Genomic DNA, 18,861 nt, shown 5'->3' with positions numbered 1-18,861 from the left:
CGCCCCCCCCGGCGCCCGGCGGCGGGCGCGGGGGGGGGGCCCGGTGTGTTGGGGGGGCGGCCCAGACCTGCCCGTAGGGCTCGGGGACCGGCGCGGCGTGCCCCGAGGCGAAGCTCTCGAGGGCCCGCAGGACGTCATCGGCGTGGGGGCGATCGCCCGGGTCCGGGCAGAGCGAGGCCCGCAGCAACGGCACGAGCCTCGGGTCGACACCGGTCAGGTCGACCTCACCGGCGCGGACCCTGCTGAGGACCGCGTCCATCCGCCCGCGCCCGAAGGGTGGGCGTCCGGAGGCGGCATACGTGATCGTGGCGGCCCATCCCCACCAGTCGGTCGCGTCGGTGATGGCGGCGCCCTCGACGAGCTCCGGCGAGAGGTACCCCGGAGTGCCCATGACCAGACCCCCGACCGTGTGTCGGACATCGTCCTGCAGGTGCGCGATCCCGAAGTCGATGAGGACCGGCTCGCCGTCCTCGATCAGCACGTTGCCCGGCTTGATGTCGCGGTGCACGACGCCGCAGGAGTGGATCGCGCGGATCGCCTCGGCGACGCCGCGGGCGAGCCGCAGCAGGGCCTCCGGCTCGAAGCGCCCGTCCCGGGCCACGACCTCGTCGAGTGACGGGCCGGCGACGTAGCGCGTGACGATATAGGGACGTGGCCCCATGACGTCGGCGTCGAGGACGCCCGCAACCCGGTCGTCGCGGATCAGCGAGAGCGTCTCGACCTCGCGGCCGAGCCGGTCGCGGGCGTCGGGGTCGACGGCGACGTGCGTGCGCAGAACCTTGATCGCGACCGCCCGGCCACGCGGGTCGAGGCCGAGGTGGACCACACCCATGCCACCCTCGCCGATCTCCTCGATGAGCCGATAGCGACCCAGCCGCTGCGGCTGACGCCCGTCGCCGGAGCATCCAGAACCGTCCGACTGCGCACCGGTGGGCAGGGTCGTGGTGACCCGCTCGGTCCGGTCGTCGGTCGCCATGCCTCCTAGGTTAAGCCGCTTCGGCTACTGGGAGATGTAGTCGCGCAGCTGGTCACGCTCCGACTGCAGCTCGTTGAGCCGGCTCTTGACGATGTCGCCGATGCTGACGATGGCGATCAGGCCGCCGCCCTCGTCGACGATCGGCACGTGACGGACCCGTTCGTTGGTCATCGTCGCGGCGAGCGTGGCGATCTCGTCGGCGGCCGAGCCGGTCGTGACCTCGCTCGTCATGATCGATGAGACCGGGCCCAACAGGATCGCTGTGCCGTCCGTGTGCAGACTGCGCACGACGTCCCGCTCTGAGACGATGCCGTCGACCGACTTGCCATCGGTGCTGACGACGCATGCACCGATGCGGTTCTCATGGAACAGTGCGAGCAGTCCGGAGACCGTCTCGTCGGGTGTGATGGTGACGACCCCCAACCCCTTCGACCGGAGCACATCGGAAATCTTCACGTCGACCTCCTCGCGTGAACGTGAGCTGCCTTGGCTCGACAGTAGAGCGAGCCCGGGCTTCGCGCCAGACGTAGACGGTTACAGTGGAGGCAAGATCGACGAGGAGCTGATTGGGTGTCGTCCACTCCGGAGCGGAAGACCTTCGACCTCGTCATCGCGGCCAACCGGCTCCCGGTGGACCAGGTCGTCACGGATTCGGGCGAGGCGGAGTGGCGCCGCAGTCCCGGGGGCCTGGTCACCGCCATGGACTCGGTCATGCGCGACCAGCCCGGCGCCTGGGTCGGTTGGGCCGGCGAGCCGGGCGAGCCGCCTGCCCGCTTCGACCAGGGTGGCGTGCACCTCGTCCCGGTCGGCCTGAGCGAGGACGAGGTCCACCTCTACTACGAGGGGTTCTCCAACGGCACCCTCTGGCCGATCTACCACGACGTCATCGTGGCGGCCGCCTTCCACCGGGACTGGTGGGCGGCCTACCAACGCGTCAACCTGCGCTTCGCGCAGGCGGTGGCCGATGTCGCCGCGCCCGGCGCCCGGGTGTGGGTCCAGGACTACCAGCTCCAGCTGGCGCCGGCCTACGTGCGAGCCCTGCGACCCGACGTACGGATCGGGTGGTTCAACCACATCCCCTTCCCACCGGTCGAGCTGTTCGCCCAGCTGCCCTGGCGTGGACAGCTGCTCGACGGGCTCCTCGGTGCCGACTTCCTCGGCTTCCAGCGCCAGGCCGACGCGCAGAACTTCGTGCGGGCCTGCCGCCAGCTCATCCATGCCGAGACGAGGGGAGGCACGGTGGCGGTGCACGACGGCTCCGGCCGGCGAGTCCGGGCCGCCGCGATCCCCATCTCGATCGACTTCAAGGGGCTCGAGGCGCTGGCCCGCCAGCCGTCCGTGACGGCCCGAGTCGCCGAGATCCGCGAGTCGCTGGGCAACCCCAAGGTCCTCATGCTCGGCGTGGACCGGCTCGACTACACGAAGGGGATCCGGCACCGGCTCAAGGCCTACCAGGAGCTGCTGGCCGAAGGTCAGCTCGGCCCGCCCGACGTCACCCTCGTGCAGGTGGCCACCCCGAGCCGCGAGCGGGTCGCCGCCTACCGGCAGCTGCGGGAGGACGTGGAGCAGCGGGTCGGCCGGATCAACGGAGACCTCGGGGTGATGGGGTTCCCGGCCGTCCACTACCTGCACCACTCCTACCCACGCGAGGAGATGGCGGCCCTCTTCAGAGCGGCCGACATCATGCTCGTGACCCCGCTGCGCGACGGCATGAACCTCGTGGCCAAGGAGTACGTCACGTGTCGCTTCGACCTCGGCGGTGCGCTCGTGCTGAGCGAGTTCACCGGGGCGTGGCACGAGCTGCACCAGGCGTTCGCGTGCAACCCCCACGACATCGAGGGGCTCAAGCAGACGATCCTGCGGGCCATCAACACGCCGGCGCCGGACAAGCGCCGGATCATGCGGGCCCTGCGGCGCCGCGTCGCCGACCACGACGTGCAGCGCTGGGCGTCGCGCTTCCTCGCCGCGCTCGACGCGGCACCCGCCCGCGCGGAGGGCGGCCCGTGAACGGGGCGGGCGACCTCGGGGCTGCGGCGGGGGACGGCCTCGGCGCGGCGCTCGAGGCAGCGGCGGGGGCCGAGCCTCTCCTGGTCGCCACGGACTTCGACGGCGTGATCGCCCCCTTCGCGCGCGACCCCATGTCGGTCCGGCCGACCCACGGGGTCATGCAGACGCTCCGCGACCTCGCCGCGCAGCCCCGGGTGCGCGTGGCGCTGGTGTCCGGGCGCGACCTGGCGACCTTGCGTCGGCTCTCCGGGCTCACCCCTGTCGATGCCGTCGTGCTGGTCGGCAGTCACGGCGCCCAGTCGTCCGACCCGTCCGTCGAGTCGGCGATGGGGTCGGCCTCCGTGTCCGCCGAGGACCTGGTGCGCCTCGACGAGCTCGAGTCGCAGGTCCGCGCCCTCGTGGGCGCGCGCCACCCGCGGGCACGGGTCGAACGCAAGGCCGCCGGAGTCGTGGTCCACACGCGCGGACTTCCCGACGCCATCGCCGGCCCGGCGCTCGACGAGGCGGCCGCGCTCGGTGGGGACGAGCCCGGTGTGCGGGTCCTCGCCGGAAAGTCCGTCGTCGAGCTGTCTGTCTCGGCCGCCGACAAGGGGACGGCGTTGCTCGCCCTGAGCGCGGCGGTGCACCCCCGGGCCCGGGTCTACCTCGGCGACGACGTGACCGACGAGGACGTCTTCGTCCGGTTCGAGGAGCCGACCGACGTCACCGTCAAGGTCGGTGCCGGACGGACCGCCGCACGGTTCCGGGTCCCCGACACGGACGCGGTCGCGGCCCTGCTCACCCAACTGCTCGCCGAACGCTCCCTTCGGGGGTGAACCAGACCCGCCCACCGCTGGGCCCGGACGGTCCGTTCGGGGAAGGGAGGTGGTCAGCGTCGGCGCATCGCACCGGTCGAGCCGCGCACGACGAGCTCGGGACGGAAGACGTACTCCGCGCGAGGCGAGGGCTTCCCGGCGATCTCGTCGAGCAACGCCCTCGCGGCCGCCTCGCTCATCGCGACGACGCTCTGCCGGATCGTCGTGAGCGGCGGATCGGTGTACGCGATGAGCGGCGAGTCGTCATACCCGACGACCGAGAAGTCCCGCGGCACCTCCAGCCCCCGCTTGCGTGCCTCGCGGATCGCGCCGAGGGCCATCATGTCCGAGCCGCAGACGATTGCCGTGCAGCCCTTCTCGATGAGCCGGCCAGCGGCCGTCGCGCCGCCCTCCACACTGAAGAGGGACCGCTCGATGAGGCCGTCGACGTCCGAGCGCCCGAGCAGCGACTGGTAGGAGCTGCGGAAACCCGCGATCTTGCGGACGACCGGCACGTACCGATCTGGACCGACGGCCAGGCCGACCTCACGATGCCCGAGCTCGACGAGGTGCTCGAGCGAGAGTCCCATCGAGGCCACGTCGTCGTTGGAGATGAAGGGCGCGTCGACCCCGTCGACGTACCCGTTGACGAGCACGAGCGGCAGCCCGCGCTCCCGTAGGGTGACGTAGCGCTGCGCGTCGCTCGTGACGTCGGCGTGCAGACCCGAGATGAAGATGATCCCGGAGACGCCACGGTCGAGCAGCATCTGGACGTAGTCGTCCTCGTGCACTCCCCCGGCCACCTGGGTGCAGAGGACGGGGGTGTAGCCGCTCCGTGCGAGCGAGTTCTCGATGACCTGGGCGAAGACGGGGAAGATCGGGTTGGTCAGCTCGGGCACGATCAGGCCCACGAGCCCGGCGCTCTTGCGCCGCAGGCGGCTCGGGCGGTCGTAGCCGAGCACGTCGAGGGCCGTGAGCACCGCCTGCCGGGTCGACTCCGCAACGCCGGGCCTGCCGTTGAGCACCCGGGACACCGTCGCCTCGGAGACCTTCGCCTGCTCGGCGATGTCGCGTAGCCGCGCCTTCACCTCGGCCTCCTGATGCGCGGTCGGGGGCCGCCGTCCGTCGGCTTCCACGTCCAGACCCGCACGTGTGGGCCGGACGAGGGCAGCGTGACCTGTCGCTTGCCGATCCGCGGCGGCGGGCCGTATGCCGCTCGCCCCGCGCCGACGCCCGCCAGGTGCCGCACGGGGAGCCTGATCGGCTCGTGCGCGGCACGGGTGAGGTGCACGAGCGCGGTCTCGTCGGCACTCTCGCGGAGGAAGACGATGGCGTCGTCCGCCGCGTACACCCAGCGCAGCCCGCCGACGCGCAGGGCCGGCGATGCCTTCCGGCCAGCGATGAGACCTCGATAGACCTCGAGGAGCCTTGTGTCCCAACGGGCCTCGTCCCAAGGCATGGGGCGTCTGCCGTCCTCGCCGAAGGTGCCCTCCATGCCGATCTCGTCGCCGTAGGTCAGCATCGGCATCGAGGGCATCGTGAAGAGCAGCCCGGCGGCGACGTCGACGAGGCGCGTGTCACTGCCGACCAGCGTGCGGATCCTCGCCACGTCGTGCGAGCCGACGAGGTTGAACGAGTGGGTCAGTGACTGCCACGAGATCCGGGACGTGAAGTCGCGCATCGTGTCGACGACCGAGCGGGCGTCGAGCACCGGCGCCGGCGCCGGCACCCCGAGAAGGCCCCGGTCGCCGTTCGCCTCGCGCAGCCAGGTCCAGACCGGCCTGGCGAACCCGGCGTAGTTCATGACGCCGTGCCACCCGTCGCCGGGGACGTCGGTCGTGTAGTCGTGGAAGTGCTCGCCGACGATGAGCGCGTCCGGGTGGTGCCGGGCCACGGTGGCGCGCATCTGGCGGGCCACTTCGTGGTTGAGGTCGACTTCCCGCCACCGGCCGGTCATGTTCGCAACGTCGACCCGCCATCCGTCGAGACCCCCCGAGCGCCCGAGCCATTTGCGAACGACACCCCGGGGATGCTCGAAGACCCGATGGCGCAGCTCGGCGCTGCGGTGGTCGAGCTTTGGCAGGGTGGGCACGCCGAGCCACCCGACATGTTCGCCGTCCTCCCAGATGTAGAAGTCGCGCTCGGGGGCCCGCCTGCCGCCCGGGCCGGTGGCTGCGCGGAACCACTCGTGCGTGACGCCGGTGTGGTTCGTCGTGAAGTCCCCGAGGACCTTCAGGCCGCGCGCGTGGGCTGCCCGGGTCAGCCGTCGCAGCGCAGCGTCGCCGCCCAGGGAGGGGTCGACGGCGTCGAAGGTCGCGGCGTCGTAGCGGTGGTTGGACTCACCGGGAAAAACGGGGGTCAGGTAGACGACGTCGGCGCCGAGGCGCTCGACGTGGTCGAGGTGATCGGTGATCCCATCGAGGTCACCCCCGTAGAACTGTTGTGCCACGGCACGATGGCTCGTATCGACCGGGTCGTCCCACTGCGCCGGGATCGCCCAGTCCGGCGCGGGCCTGGAGTCGGCGCGACGCGACCGAGCGAACCGGTCCGGGAAGATCTGGTAGACAACGGATCCCGCTGCCCAGTCGGGCGGAGGGACCGGCGCGCAGACCAGCCGGAAGTCGCTTGCGTCGGGCACGTCACGGTGGTGGATGCCGGTGCCGTTGAGCCACGTGTACCCTGTGGGTCCGCCCGAGAGGAGGAACCGGTAGGTCGTCACAGGGTTGTGGCAGACGACGGTAGCCGACCACCAGGCATCCGGCTCGGTCGTCCGGGCGAGCCGCGCCGCGGTGAACTGCTGCTCGCCGTCAGGGGCGGTCCGCACGTGGACCCCAGTCACCTCAGCTTCGAGGGGCACCCGCACGAGCAATTGCACGACCTCGCCGAGCCGCGGCGACAGGCTCGAGACGTAGCGTTCTGATCCGTCGTGGTGGGGCTCAAGGTGCCACGACGCAGCCCGCGTCCGGGACGCAGTCACCGCCACTCACTTAACCGAGCCAGCGGTCAGGCCACCGACGATCTGCTTCTGCACCGCGAGGTAGAGCGCGACGACGGGGATCGAGCACAGCAGCGCCCCGGCCGCGAACTGCCCGAACAGGCGGTTCGCCTCATTGCCCTTGCTCATGCTGTAGAGGCCGACACCGACCGTCTGCGAGTCGACGTCACGCAAGAAGATCGACGCGAGCATGAACTCGCTGAACAGGCCGATGAACGAGAGCATGAACGTCGTCACGAGGATCGGCATCGTCAAGCGCAGGATCATCGTGAAGAAGATGCGGGCATGTGAGGCCCCGTCCACCTTGGCTGCCTCGTCGAGCTCACGCGGCACTGTGTCGAAGTAGCCTTTGAGCAGCCACACGTTGGCGCCCATGGCGCCCCCGAGGTAGACCAGACCCAGCCCCAGCACCGTGTTGAGGCCGAGCGCCGGCACGATGTCACCGATCCTGGCGAACATCAGGTAGAGGGCCACGAAGGTCAGCAGTGCGGGGAACATCTGCAGCAGCAGCAGCGAGAGCAAACCGGCGCGGCGACCCCTGAAGCGCATCCGCGAGAAGGCGTAGGCAGCGCAGGCACCGATGAACACCTGACCGAAGGCTCCGATGAACGCGATGAGGATCGAGTTCTTGAACCACGTGGCGAAGGGCCTCGCCGGGTCGTTGAAGAGCGTGTCGAAGTTGTTCATCGAGAGGCTCTTCGGGATCAGTTCGGCCGAGCTCAGCGTGCCCGAGGGGTTGAGTGCTGCAGAGACGAGAAAGACGATCGGGAACAACGCCCAGATAAGCGCGACGACGGCCAGGGCGTGCCGCCACCACACGGCCCCACCCAGACGCTTGGGGGCTCGATCCGTCGTGGTCGTCCTCGACGACTGGGCCGTCAGGGTAGCCGGTGCGGCCAGCGAGGCGGGCTCGGTGGACATCAGTTGACCTCCTCGAGTGCAGCGGTGCGCTTGAACCCGACATAGCTCATGAGCGCGACGATGAAGAAGATGAGGATGGAGACAGCAGCAGCGAGCCCGTAGTCGGGCGAGACCCCGCTGAACGCGAGCCGGAACGCGTAGGTGATGAGCAGGTCGGTGGAGCCGATGCTCGTGTTGTCGGATTCGAACGGTCCGCCGCCGGTCAGCAGGTAGATCAGGGTGAAATTGTTGAAGTTGAAGGCGAACGAGGCGATGAGCAGTGGCCCGACCGCGACGAGCAACAGCGGCATGATGATGGAGCGCAGGGTGCGGGCGGGGTTGGCACCATCGATCTTGGCCGCCTCACGCACGTCCGTCGGGATCGACTGCAACGCCCCAGTGCAGATGAGGAACATGTAGGGGAAGCCCAGCCACAGATTGGCGATGAGGATGGCTGCCTTGGCGGCCCAGGGATTGCCGAGCCAATCGACGTCCAGACCAGTTAACGTGTTCACAAGCCCGAAGTCCTGGTTGAACATCGAGGCCCACAACAGCGCAGTGACAAAGCCCGGAATGGCGTAGGGCAGCACGAGCAGTGAGCGATAGAACCCTCTGCCCCGCAGCTTCGCATCGTTGAAGAGCAGGGCCAGGAGCATCCCGAGGATGAAGGTGGTCCCCACCGAGAGAGCTGCGAAGGCGAGGTTCCACCCGAAGATCTTGAGGAACCCAGCCCGGATGGTCGAGTCGGTCAGGATCGTCTGGAAGTTCTTGAACCCGACGTTCTCGGCCCACTGTTGCGGGAATGCCTGACCGTTGCCGTCCTTGGGCACGAACCGAGCATCCTTGACCACATACACCTGCCCGGTGGCGGTATTGGTCAGGGTGTCGCTGGCCTCGTCGTAGGTGATCGTGGCTCTGCCCTCGAACGCCTCGCTCAACCCGACCGCCTTGATCCCGCCGCCGTCGCCGGTGGGCACGGCGAAGGTGGCCAGGTCCTTGCGGTCGTTGATCTCGCGAGCATTGAGCACGGTGAATCCGGGCGCCGTGGTGACCTTGCCCGACTCGGTCCTCACCACGCCGTCGGGAGACAGGTCACTCAGACCCTTCTCGTCGCCGACCTTGAGACTGCCGTCGGGGCTGGTGAGCAGGAAGAACAGGTTGCCGGTGGCGACGTCATCGCCCTGCTTGACCGCGATGCTCAGCTTGTACCGGGGTGCACCGGCCACCTCTTGCACCGAGTTGCGCTTGATCGCCTCGATCGTGTCGGCCTTGCTGATCGTCTGTCCGTTGGTGAAGGCCGTGCTCACGGTCATGACGATCGGCCACACCTGCAGCCCGAGCAGGAGGATGAGGCCGGGTATCAAGTACTTGGCCGGGATGTTTCGCCTGGTCGAGTAGACGGCGAGCACCGCCATGACCACCAGGGCGAGCACGACGATGTAGAGCGTGTAGCCCTGGTCGGCGAGACGCGTGGCCAGGTAGTAGGCGCCGACAATGACCAGCGCGAGAGCCGCCCACTTGACGATGACCGCCCACAGTGGGGGCTTGGCCGTGATCTGGTCGGCAGGCGACGACTCTGTGGCCTGAGACATGCGAAACCTCTATCCGGAGGGAAGGACAGCGTGGGGCGGCGGCAAAGGGTGCCGGTCCGGTGGTCGGGTGGCGCGCCCGGCGCGGGTGGCCGATGGCGAGAGCACCGCCGACCACCCGAGCGGGAGTACAGAAGAGCCTGGTCAGCCCTTCTTGATGTTGGCGACGATCTCCTTCTGGGCGGCGTCGAAGCGTGCCTTGGGAGCAGCCTTGCCCGAGATGACGTCGGCCGAGGCCTGACCCAGCGGGCCCCACACGGCGTTCATGGCGGGGATGTTCGGCATCGGCCTGCTGTCCTTGCCGGCCTCGAAGAACGCCTTCACGTCAGGGTCGGTGGCCGCGACCTCCTGGTAGGCAGCGGTGAGGGCCGGCGGGCGTTTGAGCGCCTGGAACAGCTCGAGCTGCACATCCTTCTTCGTGATGTAGTTGGTCACGAACTCCTGCGCGATCGAGGCGTTCTTCGCCTTCGAACTGACGTAGAAGAGCTGCACGCCGAGGAACGGCTGCATCTGGCCGCCGCCATGGAGGGTGGGCAGGTTGCTGATGGCGTACTTGATGTTCGCCTTCTTGGCGTTCGAGATGGACCACGGCCCGGTGAAGAAGTACGGCGACTTGCCGGCGTCGAAGAGGCCCTCGGCGTTGTCGTCACCGACGTTCGTCGACAGGACGCCCTCCTTGCCCAGCTTGGCCAGCACGTCGGCGCCCTGGATGGAGCCCTTGCTGTCGACGATCACCTTGTTGGGGTCGAAACCGCCGTCGGCGGTCGGGGCGAAGATGCCACCGCCGAAGGCACTCATGTAGGGGTAGGTGTAGTAGGCGTTGCCGACCTTGCCGACCTGCTGGAGCAGCACGTTGGTGACCTTGGGGTTCTTCGCCTTGATCGCCTTGCCCGAGGCCACCAGCTCGTCCATGGTCTTGGGGGCGTCAGGGGCGAGGGCCGTGTTGCGCATCAGCGCGATGTTCTCGACGGCGTACGGCACGCCGTAGTTCTGGCCGTTGAACTTGGCCGCGTTGATCGACTGCTTGCTGAACTGTGACGCGGTGTCGGCCGACAGCTGGATCGGGGCGACCGTGTTCTCCTGCACGAGCTCGCCGAGCCAGTCGTGGGCGCCGACCACGATGTCGGGGCCCTTGCCCACCTTGGTGGCGTCCTTGAACTGCTGGCGGGTGTTGACGGCGATCTGAACCGAGGTGGTGATGCCCTGCTCCTGCCCGAAGGCATCGGCGATCTTCTTCACCGTCGGGGCGCGGTCGGCGTCCGTCCAGATGACGAGGTCGACGTTGGCGTCGCGCACCGGCGCGTCGGTCGTCGACGACGGGGTGGGGACGGCGGCCGCCTTGGTGGCGCCGGCCGATGCCGTCGAGTCGGGGGTGGACGGGGTTGACGACCCGCCGCAGGCGCTGAGGGCCAGGGCGGCAACGCCCGAGATGGCCATCGCGCCGATGACACGCTTGTGCATGGATTCTCCTTCGAAGCCAGGTGGCACACGCCGCCACCGGTGCCGAGAGGTTAGCAACAAGATGACTGCAAGATCCAGCCGTCTTGCAGCAATTTTTTGCAACGATCTGGTCTCAACCCTTGGACAAGCCGCTGTCGGCGGCCCCCCGGTCACGGTGGCACAGCGCTGGACCTCGTTGTTCGGCCACCCTTGGAGGGTGACGTTCAGGATGCCTCACCACGAGACACCATGGCCGGGGACTGGCGGCGACGACGTCCGTAGGACATGATGGCCCTGCCGCCCGTCCGGGTGAGCACGCCCTTTACAACGGATCGTCCGGCACGTTCCTGCCGGTGAAGGAAGGCAATGACGCCATGGCAACTGTAACTTTCGACGACGCCACCCGGCAGTACCCGGGTAACCCCGTTCCCTCCGTCGACAAGCTCAACATCGAGATCGAGGACGGCGAGTTCCTCGTCTTCGTCGGCCCCTCCGGATGTGGCAAGTCGACCTCGCTGCGCATGCTCGCAGGCCTCGAAGAGGTCAACGCCGGCCGCATCCTCATCGGTGACCGAGACGTGACGAACCTCTCGCCCAAGGACCGCGACGTCGCGATGGTCTTCCAGAACTACGCGCTCTACCCGCACATGTCGGTCGCCGACAACATGGGCTTCGCGCTCAAGATCGCCGGCATCGACAAGTCCGAGATCCGCAAGCGCGTCGAGGAGGCGGCCAAGATCCTCGACCTGTCCGAGTACCTCGACCGCAAGCCGAAGGCGCTCTCCGGTGGCCAGCGCCAGCGCGTCGCCATGGGCCGCGCCATCGTCCGCTCGCCACAGGTCTTCCTCATGGACGAGCCACTGTCCAACCTCGACGCGAAGCTGCGCGTGCAGACCCGCACCCAGATCGCCTCGCTGCAGCGGCGGCTGGGCGTCACGACCGTCTACGTCACCCACGACCAGGTCGAGGCGATGACGATGGGCGACCGGGTCGCGGTGCTCAAGGACGGCATCCTGCAGCAGTGCGACTCGCCACGGCGCATGTACGACCACCCCGCCAACGTCTTCGTCGCCGGCTTCATCGGCTCGCCCGCGATGAACCTGCTGGACGCGCCGATCGTCGACGGGGGCGTCGACGTGGGCGGGCACATGGTGCCGGTACCACGCGAGGACCTGGCCAAGGCATCGGGCCACGTGACCATCGGGGTGCGCCCCGAGGACCTCGACGCAGCCGCGGACGGCGACGGCATCCCGGTCAACGTCGACGTCGTCGAGGAGCTCGGCGCCGACGCCTACATCTACGGCTCGACCCAGGCCAAGCAGCTCAAGGGTTCGGAGGACGACGAGGCCACGCCGTTCATCGCCCGCGTGGACGGGCGCAGGCCCCCGGAGAAGGGCACCCTGATCCACCTCAAGCCGAAGCCGGGCCACATCCACGTCTTCAACTCCGAGAACGGCCTGCGCATCAGCAACTGAGGTCATGAGCGGCTGGGACCCGGCTCACTCGCGCAACACGCCCGCTCGGACGCGCTCAGTCGCGAGCGGCGGGCCGGCTCGTGGCAACTCGCCAGTGCCGGGCACGCAGGTGCCAACCGTAGGCGATCGCGGCGCCCGGGATCTCGCAGACGTAGGTGAAGAAGCTGAAGAGCAGCACGCCCGCCATCGTGACTGCCGGGTCGCCGCCGAGTGCGATCAGCACCGCCGCGGCACCCGTCTCGGCAAACCCGGTCCCACCTGGCGTGAGGACGACCACGGTGAGCATCCGCCCGCAGGCATAGCCGGCGGCGATCTCGGCCGGGCCGAGGCTGCTCCCCACGGCGGCGAGGCAGGCCCACATGAGCACGCCCTGCAGGGCGACGTACGCGAGCATGCCGAGCACGAGGGAGCCGCGCTTGGCCCGGAGCAGGTCGCGGGCGCTCTCGCGCAGCGTGGTCAGCTCCTGGCCCAGGTCCTGCGGGGAGGGGCGCCGAGTCAGCCGGGCCAGCCTGGTGACCGCGGTCGTGGCGCCGGCGATGACCCGCGCGGACACCCGGTCACTGACCAGGGCCATGGCGACGAGGGCGATGACGGCGGCGCACACGACGGCACCGATCCCAGCCGGGACCAGGACGGACTCGCCCACGCGGGCTCCGACGAAGAGCAGCCCGGCCACGCCGAAGATGGGCAGCGCGAGGCGCGCGACGATGTTCCACACCCCCGTCACCGCGGTGAACAGGCCGATGCTCCGATGGCCCAGGCCGTACTGCCGGGCCATCGCCCACGTGGCCCCGACGCCGACGGCACCGCCGAACGGGACGAGGTTGGACACCCCGCTGCCGACCAGGTTGAGCACGAAGGCCTGTCCTTTGGTCAGCCCCGGGAGGGACGCCGTCATCACGAACGTGTAGGCCCACAGCCCCACCAGCCACAGCAACGTGAGGCCGGCCATCTGCCAGGGCGAGACGGAGGCCAAGGCATGCAGCGCGGCATCCCAGGAGGCGCCCGTGACTCCCGGCAGCACGACCCCGAGCAGGCCCACGAGCAGCGCCGTGGAGAGACCCACCTGCACGGCACGCCGCCAGGAGCGCGCAGTCCGATGACCCTGGACGGCGTCCGTCGACGCCGGCGACGCCGGCGGGCGCATCGATCCGGTGCTCGCTGTGCGCGTCGGAGTCTCAATGGTCACGGTGCTCGGTTCCTCACGGGGGTTGCCTGCTGAGAGGAGGGGCCGAGGTGGCCGCCTGATACCCAGAGTGCGCCGTGAGGTACCGCCGAGACCACTGGGTTTCACCCCGATCCGGCTGGGGGTTCTCCCTGATTCCGCTCAGCCGCGGGCCACGTGCGGGCCGCGCACGTCTGACCAGGGCGGTCAGTCGCGCTTGGCGATCACCGGCATCTCGACCGTGTCCACCCCGACGACGGCCTCCTCCTCCGGCTTGGCCGGCAGGACGGTGCGCACGTAGTCCCGGATCGCCTCGTCGAGCAGCACGTCGTGCCCGGCCTGCTCGCTGAGGTACCAGCGGTGCTCGAGGACCTCGTGGAACAGCTCGGCGGGCTCGAGCCGGCCGGTCAGCTCACGTGGGACGGCCCGGGTCACCGGCTCGTAGACCTTCCTCAGCCAGTCGTGGGCGAGCAGCTCCTCGTCGTCGTTCTGGCGGTCCGTCGCCGCAGCGTAGCCGTCGAGGTCGTTGAGCAGGCGGCGCGCCTGGTTCTCCCCCACGTCGAGGCCGGTCAGGCGCAGCAGCCGACGGGAGTGGTGGCCTGCGTCGACGACCTTGGGCTGGATCTGGATGTGGGTGCCGTCGACGTCGGTCAGGATGCTCAGCTCGTCGACATCGAAGCCGAGGTCGTTCAGCCGGCGGATCCGCTCCTCGACCCGCCACCGGTCCCCGACCCCGAAGCGCTCGGTCGCGGTCAGCTCACCCCACAGCGAGTGGTAGCGCTCGACGATCGAGGCGGCGATGTCGAAGGGGTCGGCGTTCTCGTCGAGATAGCCGCCGGCCTGCAGGTCCATCAGCTCGCCGGTGATGTTGACCTGCGCGATGTCCAGGTCGTGGGCCCGCTGCCCGTCGGAGAGCGAAGCATGCAGCTCACCTGTCTCCGCGTCGACGAGATACGCGGCGAAGGCCCCCGCGTCCCGGCGGAAGAGGGTGTTCGACAGGGAGACGTCACCCCACCAGAAGCCGTCGAGGTGCAGCCGGACGAGGAGCAGGGCCAGCGCGTCCATGAGCCGGACGGCGGTGTCGGGTCGCAGGCTCTGGCTGAACAGGGCGCGGTACGGCAGGGAGAACTGCAGGTGCAGCGTGAGCAGGCACGCGTCGAGCGGGGTGCCGTCGGTCGCCTCCCGACCGTGCACGACGCCGATCGGCTGGACCCCCGGGACCTCGAGACGCCGCAGACTGCGCAACATGGCGTACTCGCGGTCGGCGATGTCGGCCTTGATCTCCTTGACCGCGAGCACCCGTCGACCCTGCCGGACGAACCGCACGACGTGGCGGGAGATGCCGCGCGGCAGCGCGGCCAGGGTGCTCTCGGGCCACTCCTCGAGAGGCAGGCGCCACGGCAGGTCGAGCAGCTCCGGCGTGGGGCGAGCGGTGGTGATCTGCAGGGTCACCGACCCATCGTGACACGTCGGCTCAGCGACGACCTCCCCGGCGAGCCGACGGGCCGGACGCAGCCGCGACGGCGCTGCTCGGCGGCCCGGAGAGGATCTGCCCGAACATGACGGCGACCCAGAGCAGGAACGTCACGGTGTGCACGACCGTGCACCACAGGCAGATGGCGTGGATCTGTGAGACCTCGGCCCAGACGAGATAGACGACCATGCCCAGACCGATGGTGAGCCAACCCAGCCGTGCCCCGTCGAGCCAGGCCTCGCCGCGGCGCCACACCGCCGGCCAGCACAGCACGAGCAGGACGGCGAAGAAGACGAGCCCGAGCAGCGCCATCGGGATGCCGAAGAGTGTGGACCACTCGCTCGAGGTGACCTTGACGCAGTCGACGACGCCGTTCGCGGTGCAGGCGAGCGTCGCGTTGTCGGTGAAGTGCTCGTACGTGAGGTAGGCGGACGTCAACAGGCCGATGCCGACCAGGACGAGCGAGGTCGGGACGAGCCAGCCCGGGCGCTCGCGCGGGGCGACGGTCGCTGCCGTGCTCCGCGTCGAGCGGGTCATGTCTCGGGTCATGGCTTGAGCAGCGGGGCGGTCTCGACGACGGCCTGACTGCTGCAGACGTCGGACGGCTTGTTGCCGGTGAGGGTGCAGATCTGGGCGGTGACGGCGTTGGCGTTGGCCATGATCGGCTGCCCCAGGTCGCCCTTGCCGGTCAGCATCTGCTCGACGATCTTCGTCCAGGCCGTGTCGTCGCTCAGGCTGACGAAGCTCTGGATCGGCACCCCTGACCCGACGGTCTGGTGGGTGCCGTAGAACGTCCACGGGATGGCGCCCTTGCTCTGCGTGTAGGGAGGTGCGTTGTACTTGGTGAAGAGCGGCTCGATGTCGGACGGGATCGGCTCGAGCGGTTGGCCGTTGCGGTCCTGGGTCTCGATGGCCCGGAACGAGAGGTAGTCGCTCTTGTACGTCACGTCCTTGAACGAGACGGTCGGGATGTTACCGTCCTGCTCGGCCGAGCGGGTGGGGGTCAGCCCCGACACGGTGCCGAACCGGTCGAGCGCCGCCACCAGCGACCAGCGCTCGGTGGCGCAGTACGGGCAGTACTCGGCGCCGACGTAGACGACCTCGGGCTTGTCGCCGTCCTTGAGGACCTTGCCGTCGTCCAGCTTCTGCGGGATCGCGTTGTCGGCGGTCGGCTTGCCCGCGGCGTCGAAGGCCGAGGCCGGTATGGAGCCGAGCTTGGCGATCGCGGCGTCCGCGCCGGGGTTGGCCGAGGCGGCCGGCTTGTCCGGCTGGCTCGAGATGGCGAGCCCGATGACGACCGCGATGATGACGACGACCACCGCCACAGCGGCCGTGATGAGCTGCTTCTGCTGGCGCTCCTTGCGCGCGGCGGCGGCCCGCATCTCAGCGGACTTGCGGGTGGCCTCGGCCCGAGCGGTGTTCTTGCCCACGGATGTCCTTCTCCTCGGCGACATGTCCGGCGTCCTGCGCCGGGCTCAGGGTACCTGCCCGCGCTGTGACGGCGGCACACCTGCTCACCGGTACACGATCGTGAGGTGGTGGGAGTTCCCGCCGGCTGGTTCGAACGGTCAACGGCTCCGGCGCTGCCGGGCCACCTCGTAGAGCGCGACCCCGGTGGCCAACCCCGCGTTGAGCGACTCCACGGCCGAGCTCATCGGGATCGACACGACCTGGTCGCACGTCTCACGCACGAGCCTGGACAGGCCCTTGCCCTCCGATCCGGTCACGAGCACGAGCGGGGAGTCTGTGAGCGCCAGGTCGGGCAGCTCGAGCTCGCCGTGCATGTCGAGCCCGACCACGAAGAAGCCGGCCTTCTTGAAGTCGCCGAGCGCCCGGGTGAGGTTGGCGGCCTTCGCCACCGGGACCCGGGCTGCGGCCCCGGCCGAGGTCTTCCACGCGGACGCCGTCATGCCCACCGACCGGCGCTCCGGCACGAGCACCCCGTGCCCGCCGAACGCGGCCACGGACCGGATGATCGCCCCGAGGTTGCGGGGGTCGGTGATCCCGTCGAGGGCCACGACGAGCGGCACCCCCGGCGCCTCCGGGTCGATCAGGTCGTGCGGGTCGGCGTAGTCGTACGGCGGCACCTGCAGGGCGATCCCCTGGTGCACCGCCCCGTCCGTCAGGCGGTCGAGCTCCGCCCGGGACGTCTCCAGGATCGGCAGGCCCACCTCGGCCGCCCGCTTGAGCGACTCCTTGACCCGGTCGTCCGAGTCGATCCGGGTCGCGATGTACATCGTCGTGACGGGCACCGCGGCCCGCAGCGCCTCGAGCACGGAGTTGCGGCCCGCAACCATCTCGGCCGTGCTCCTGCCCCGCCGCTGTGTCCGGGCACCACCGGGACCAGATCCGCCGGGTCTGCGCCCGCCGGACCCGTGCCCGCCCTGCCCTCGAGCGCCCCCTGCGGCGTCCCGCTTGGCGGCCGACTTGGCCTTCTTGTGGGCCGGGTGGTACTCGCGGTCGACGGCCTTGGGTGTCGGGCCTTTGCCCCGCAGGCCTCGCTTGCCCCGGCCACCGGACCCGCTGGTCGCGCCCTTGCCGCTCTTGCGCACCGCGCCACGACGTTGCGAGCTGCCCGGCATGTCATCCCGTCCCGGCGCTGGTGGTCCCGGCCCCGCCCCGGGACCGGCTGAGCGACCACCTGGCTCCCGACGGGGTGTCCTCGATCGCGATCCCGACGGCGGCCAGCTCGTCGCGAATCGCGTCGGCCCGCGGGAAGTCCCGCTCCTGCCGGGCCGACTGGCGTGCATCGAGAGCCTGCGCGACGAGCGCGTCGAGCGCCTCCTCCGTGACCTGGCCGGCCGCCCGGTCGGCCGACCGGGTCCAGTGCTCGGCGAGCGGGTTGACGCCGAGCACTTCCGCCATCGCCACGACCGCGGCGGCCGCGGCGAGCGCCACGTCGCCGTCGCCCTCGTCGAGGGCGGTGTTGCCCGCGCGCACCGTCTCGTGGATGACCGCGAGCGCCCCCGGGACGCCGAGGTCGTCGTCGAGCGCGAGGCGGAAGTCCTCGGGAAGCTCGTGAGCGGCATACGCACTCGCCGGCGGGATCTCGCGGCGGTGCGCCACCCGCTCGAGGAAGCCCTCGATCCGCTCGACGGCGGCAGCCGCCTCGTCGAGCGAGCCCGGATGGTACTCGATCGTCGAGCGGTAGTGGGCCGCCGTCAGGTAGTAGCGCAGCACGATCGGGCGGGTCGTCTTGAGCAGCTCGCGCACCTCGAGGGAGTTGCCGAGGGACTTGCCCATCTTCTGGCCTTTGACGGTCAGCCAGGCGTTGTGCAGCCAGTACCGGGCGAAGCCGAGCCCGGCCGCACGCGACTGCGCCTGCTCGTTCTCGTGGTGCGGGAAGCGCAGGTCGATGCCGCCGCCGTGGATGTCGAACTCGTCGCCCAGATAGCGGCGGGCCATCGCCGAGCACTCGAGGTGCCAGCCCGGCCGGCCCGCACCGAACGGCGTCGGCCACGAGGCGCTCTCGGGCTCCTGGGCCTTGCGGCCCTTCCACAGCGCGAAGTCGCGCGGGTCGCGTTTGCCGCGCGGGTCGGCGTCGTCGGCGCTGGCCATGTCGTCGAGGCTCTGGTGCGAGAGGGACCCGTAGTCGGGCCAGGACCGCACGTCGAAGTAGACGTCGCCGGAGCCGTCCGGCGCCGGGTAGGCGTGGCCCTTCTCGACCAGTGTCTCCATCAGCGTGACCATGTCGGTGACGTGGCCGGTCGCGCGGGGCTCGTACGTCGCCGGCAGCACCCCGAGCGCCTCGAGCGCCGCGGTCGTGAGCCGCTCGTTGCGGTAGGTCAGGGCCCACCATTCCTCCCCGGCATCGGCCGCCTTGCGCAGCACCTTGTCGTCGATGTCGGTGACGTTGCGCACGAGCGTGACCTGGTAGCCGTGCCCGGTCTCGAGCCAGCGCCGCAGCACGTCGAACGCGACGGCGAACCGGATGTGGCCGATATGCGGGGCGCCCTGTGTGGTGAGCCCACAGATGTACATCCCGACCTTGCCCGCTTCGCGCGGGGTGAACTCGCGCAGCTCTCGGGAGGCGGTGTCGAACAGTT

At 69.8% G+C, this 18,861-nt stretch carries 16 protein-coding genes; 3 read left to right on the top strand and 13 right to left on the bottom strand.

What is annotated here, in order from left to right; translation table 11 throughout:
* Positions 1-976: serine/threonine-protein kinase (locus L0H79_RS11925; protein WP_301484830.1), on the bottom strand; the 976-nt coding region annotated here is incomplete at its 3' end.
* Between the two features lie 24 nt (positions 977-1,000).
* Positions 1,001-1,432, bottom strand: a complete 432-nt coding sequence (locus L0H79_RS11920) for a CBS domain-containing protein (RefSeq protein ID WP_301484829.1) — start codon at positions 1,430-1,432, stop codon at positions 1,001-1,003.
* Between the two features lie 114 nt (positions 1,433-1,546).
* Here L0H79_RS11920 and L0H79_RS11915 point away from each other — a divergent pair, with 114 nt between their 5' ends.
* Positions 1,547-2,983, top strand: coding sequence for a trehalose-6-phosphate synthase (locus L0H79_RS11915; RefSeq protein ID WP_301484828.1), 1,437 nt, complete (start codon positions 1,547-1,549; stop codon positions 2,981-2,983).
* Positions 2,980-3,798: a trehalose-phosphatase gene (gene otsB / locus L0H79_RS11910; protein ID WP_301484827.1), complete on the top strand. Its 819-nt coding sequence runs from the start codon at positions 2,980-2,982 to the stop codon at positions 3,796-3,798. The genes L0H79_RS11915 and otsB overlap by 4 nt, the downstream gene beginning before the upstream one ends.
* A gap of 53 nt (positions 3,799-3,851) precedes the next feature.
* Here otsB and L0H79_RS11905 read toward each other — a convergent pair whose 3' ends face one another.
* From L0H79_RS11905 to L0H79_RS11885, 5 genes are all read right to left on the bottom strand, one after another.
* Positions 3,852-4,865: a LacI family DNA-binding transcriptional regulator gene (locus L0H79_RS11905; protein ID WP_301484826.1), complete on the bottom strand. Its 1,014-nt coding sequence runs from the start codon at positions 4,863-4,865 to the stop codon at positions 3,852-3,854.
* A complete protein-coding gene (locus tag L0H79_RS11900; protein ID WP_301484825.1) occupies positions 4,862-6,601 on the bottom strand; it encodes a glycoside hydrolase family 13 protein in 1,740 nt (579 codons plus the stop codon). Before L0H79_RS11900 ends, L0H79_RS11905 begins: the two co-directional genes overlap by 4 nt.
* Before the next feature lie 159 nt (positions 6,602-6,760).
* Positions 6,761-7,693, bottom strand: coding sequence for a sugar ABC transporter permease (locus L0H79_RS11895; RefSeq protein ID WP_301484824.1), 933 nt, complete (start codon positions 7,691-7,693; stop codon positions 6,761-6,763).
* A complete protein-coding gene (locus L0H79_RS11890; protein WP_301484823.1) occupies positions 7,693-9,264 on the bottom strand; it encodes an ABC transporter permease subunit in 1,572 nt (523 codons plus the stop codon). The genes L0H79_RS11895 and L0H79_RS11890 overlap by 1 nt, the downstream gene beginning before the upstream one ends.
* Before the next feature lie 141 nt (positions 9,265-9,405).
* Positions 9,406-10,722 carry a maltose ABC transporter substrate-binding protein gene (locus L0H79_RS11885; RefSeq protein WP_301484822.1) on the bottom strand — a complete coding sequence of 439 codons (1,317 nt, stop codon included), beginning with the start codon at positions 10,720-10,722 and terminating at the stop codon, positions 9,406-9,408.
* Between the two features lie 353 nt (positions 10,723-11,075).
* Here L0H79_RS11885 and L0H79_RS11880 point away from each other — a divergent pair, with 353 nt between their 5' ends.
* Complete coding sequence (locus tag L0H79_RS11880; RefSeq protein ID WP_301484821.1) at positions 11,076-12,176, top strand: ABC transporter ATP-binding protein; 1,101 nt, start codon at positions 11,076-11,078, stop codon at positions 12,174-12,176.
* A 55-nt stretch (positions 12,177-12,231) separates the two neighbouring features.
* Here the strand turns inward: L0H79_RS11880 and L0H79_RS11875 are convergent, their stop codons facing one another.
* The 6 genes from L0H79_RS11875 to cysS form a co-directional block, all read right to left on the bottom strand.
* Positions 12,232-13,365, bottom strand: a complete 1,134-nt coding sequence (locus tag L0H79_RS11875; RefSeq protein WP_301484820.1) for a lysylphosphatidylglycerol synthase transmembrane domain-containing protein — start codon at positions 13,363-13,365, stop codon at positions 12,232-12,234.
* Between the two features lie 183 nt (positions 13,366-13,548).
* The gene (locus L0H79_RS11870) at positions 13,549-14,793 is read right to left on the bottom strand and encodes a DUF4032 domain-containing protein (RefSeq protein WP_301484819.1); all 1,245 of its coding nucleotides are present in this window, start codon (positions 14,791-14,793) and stop codon (positions 13,549-13,551) included.
* Positions 14,794-14,815: 22 nt separating this feature from the next.
* Positions 14,816-15,352, bottom strand: a complete 537-nt coding sequence (locus L0H79_RS11865) for a vitamin K epoxide reductase family protein (protein WP_301484818.1) — start codon at positions 15,350-15,352, stop codon at positions 14,816-14,818.
* A gap of 8 nt (positions 15,353-15,360) precedes the next feature.
* Positions 15,361-16,245 (bottom strand): DUF929 family protein, encoded by an 885-nt coding sequence (locus L0H79_RS11860; RefSeq protein ID WP_301484817.1) that lies wholly within the window; start codon positions 16,243-16,245, stop codon positions 15,361-15,363.
* Positions 16,246-16,383: 138 nt separating this feature from the next.
* A complete protein-coding gene (gene rlmB, locus L0H79_RS11855; RefSeq protein WP_301484816.1) occupies positions 16,384-17,397 on the bottom strand; it encodes a 23S rRNA (guanosine(2251)-2'-O)-methyltransferase RlmB in 1,014 nt (337 codons plus the stop codon).
* Between the two features lies 1 nt (position 17,398).
* Positions 17,399-18,859 carry a cysteine--tRNA ligase gene (cysS, locus tag L0H79_RS11850; RefSeq protein ID WP_301484815.1) on the bottom strand — a complete coding sequence of 487 codons (1,461 nt, stop codon included), beginning with the start codon at positions 18,857-18,859 and terminating at the stop codon, positions 17,399-17,401.
* Positions 18,860-18,861 lie beyond the last annotated feature (2 nt).

The sequence above is a fragment of the Intrasporangium sp. genome, from assembly GCF_030452765.1.
Classification (GTDB): Bacteria; Actinomycetota; Actinomycetes; order Actinomycetales; family Dermatophilaceae; genus Intrasporangium_A.
This window is presented reverse-complemented; position numbering and strand designations above follow the sequence as displayed.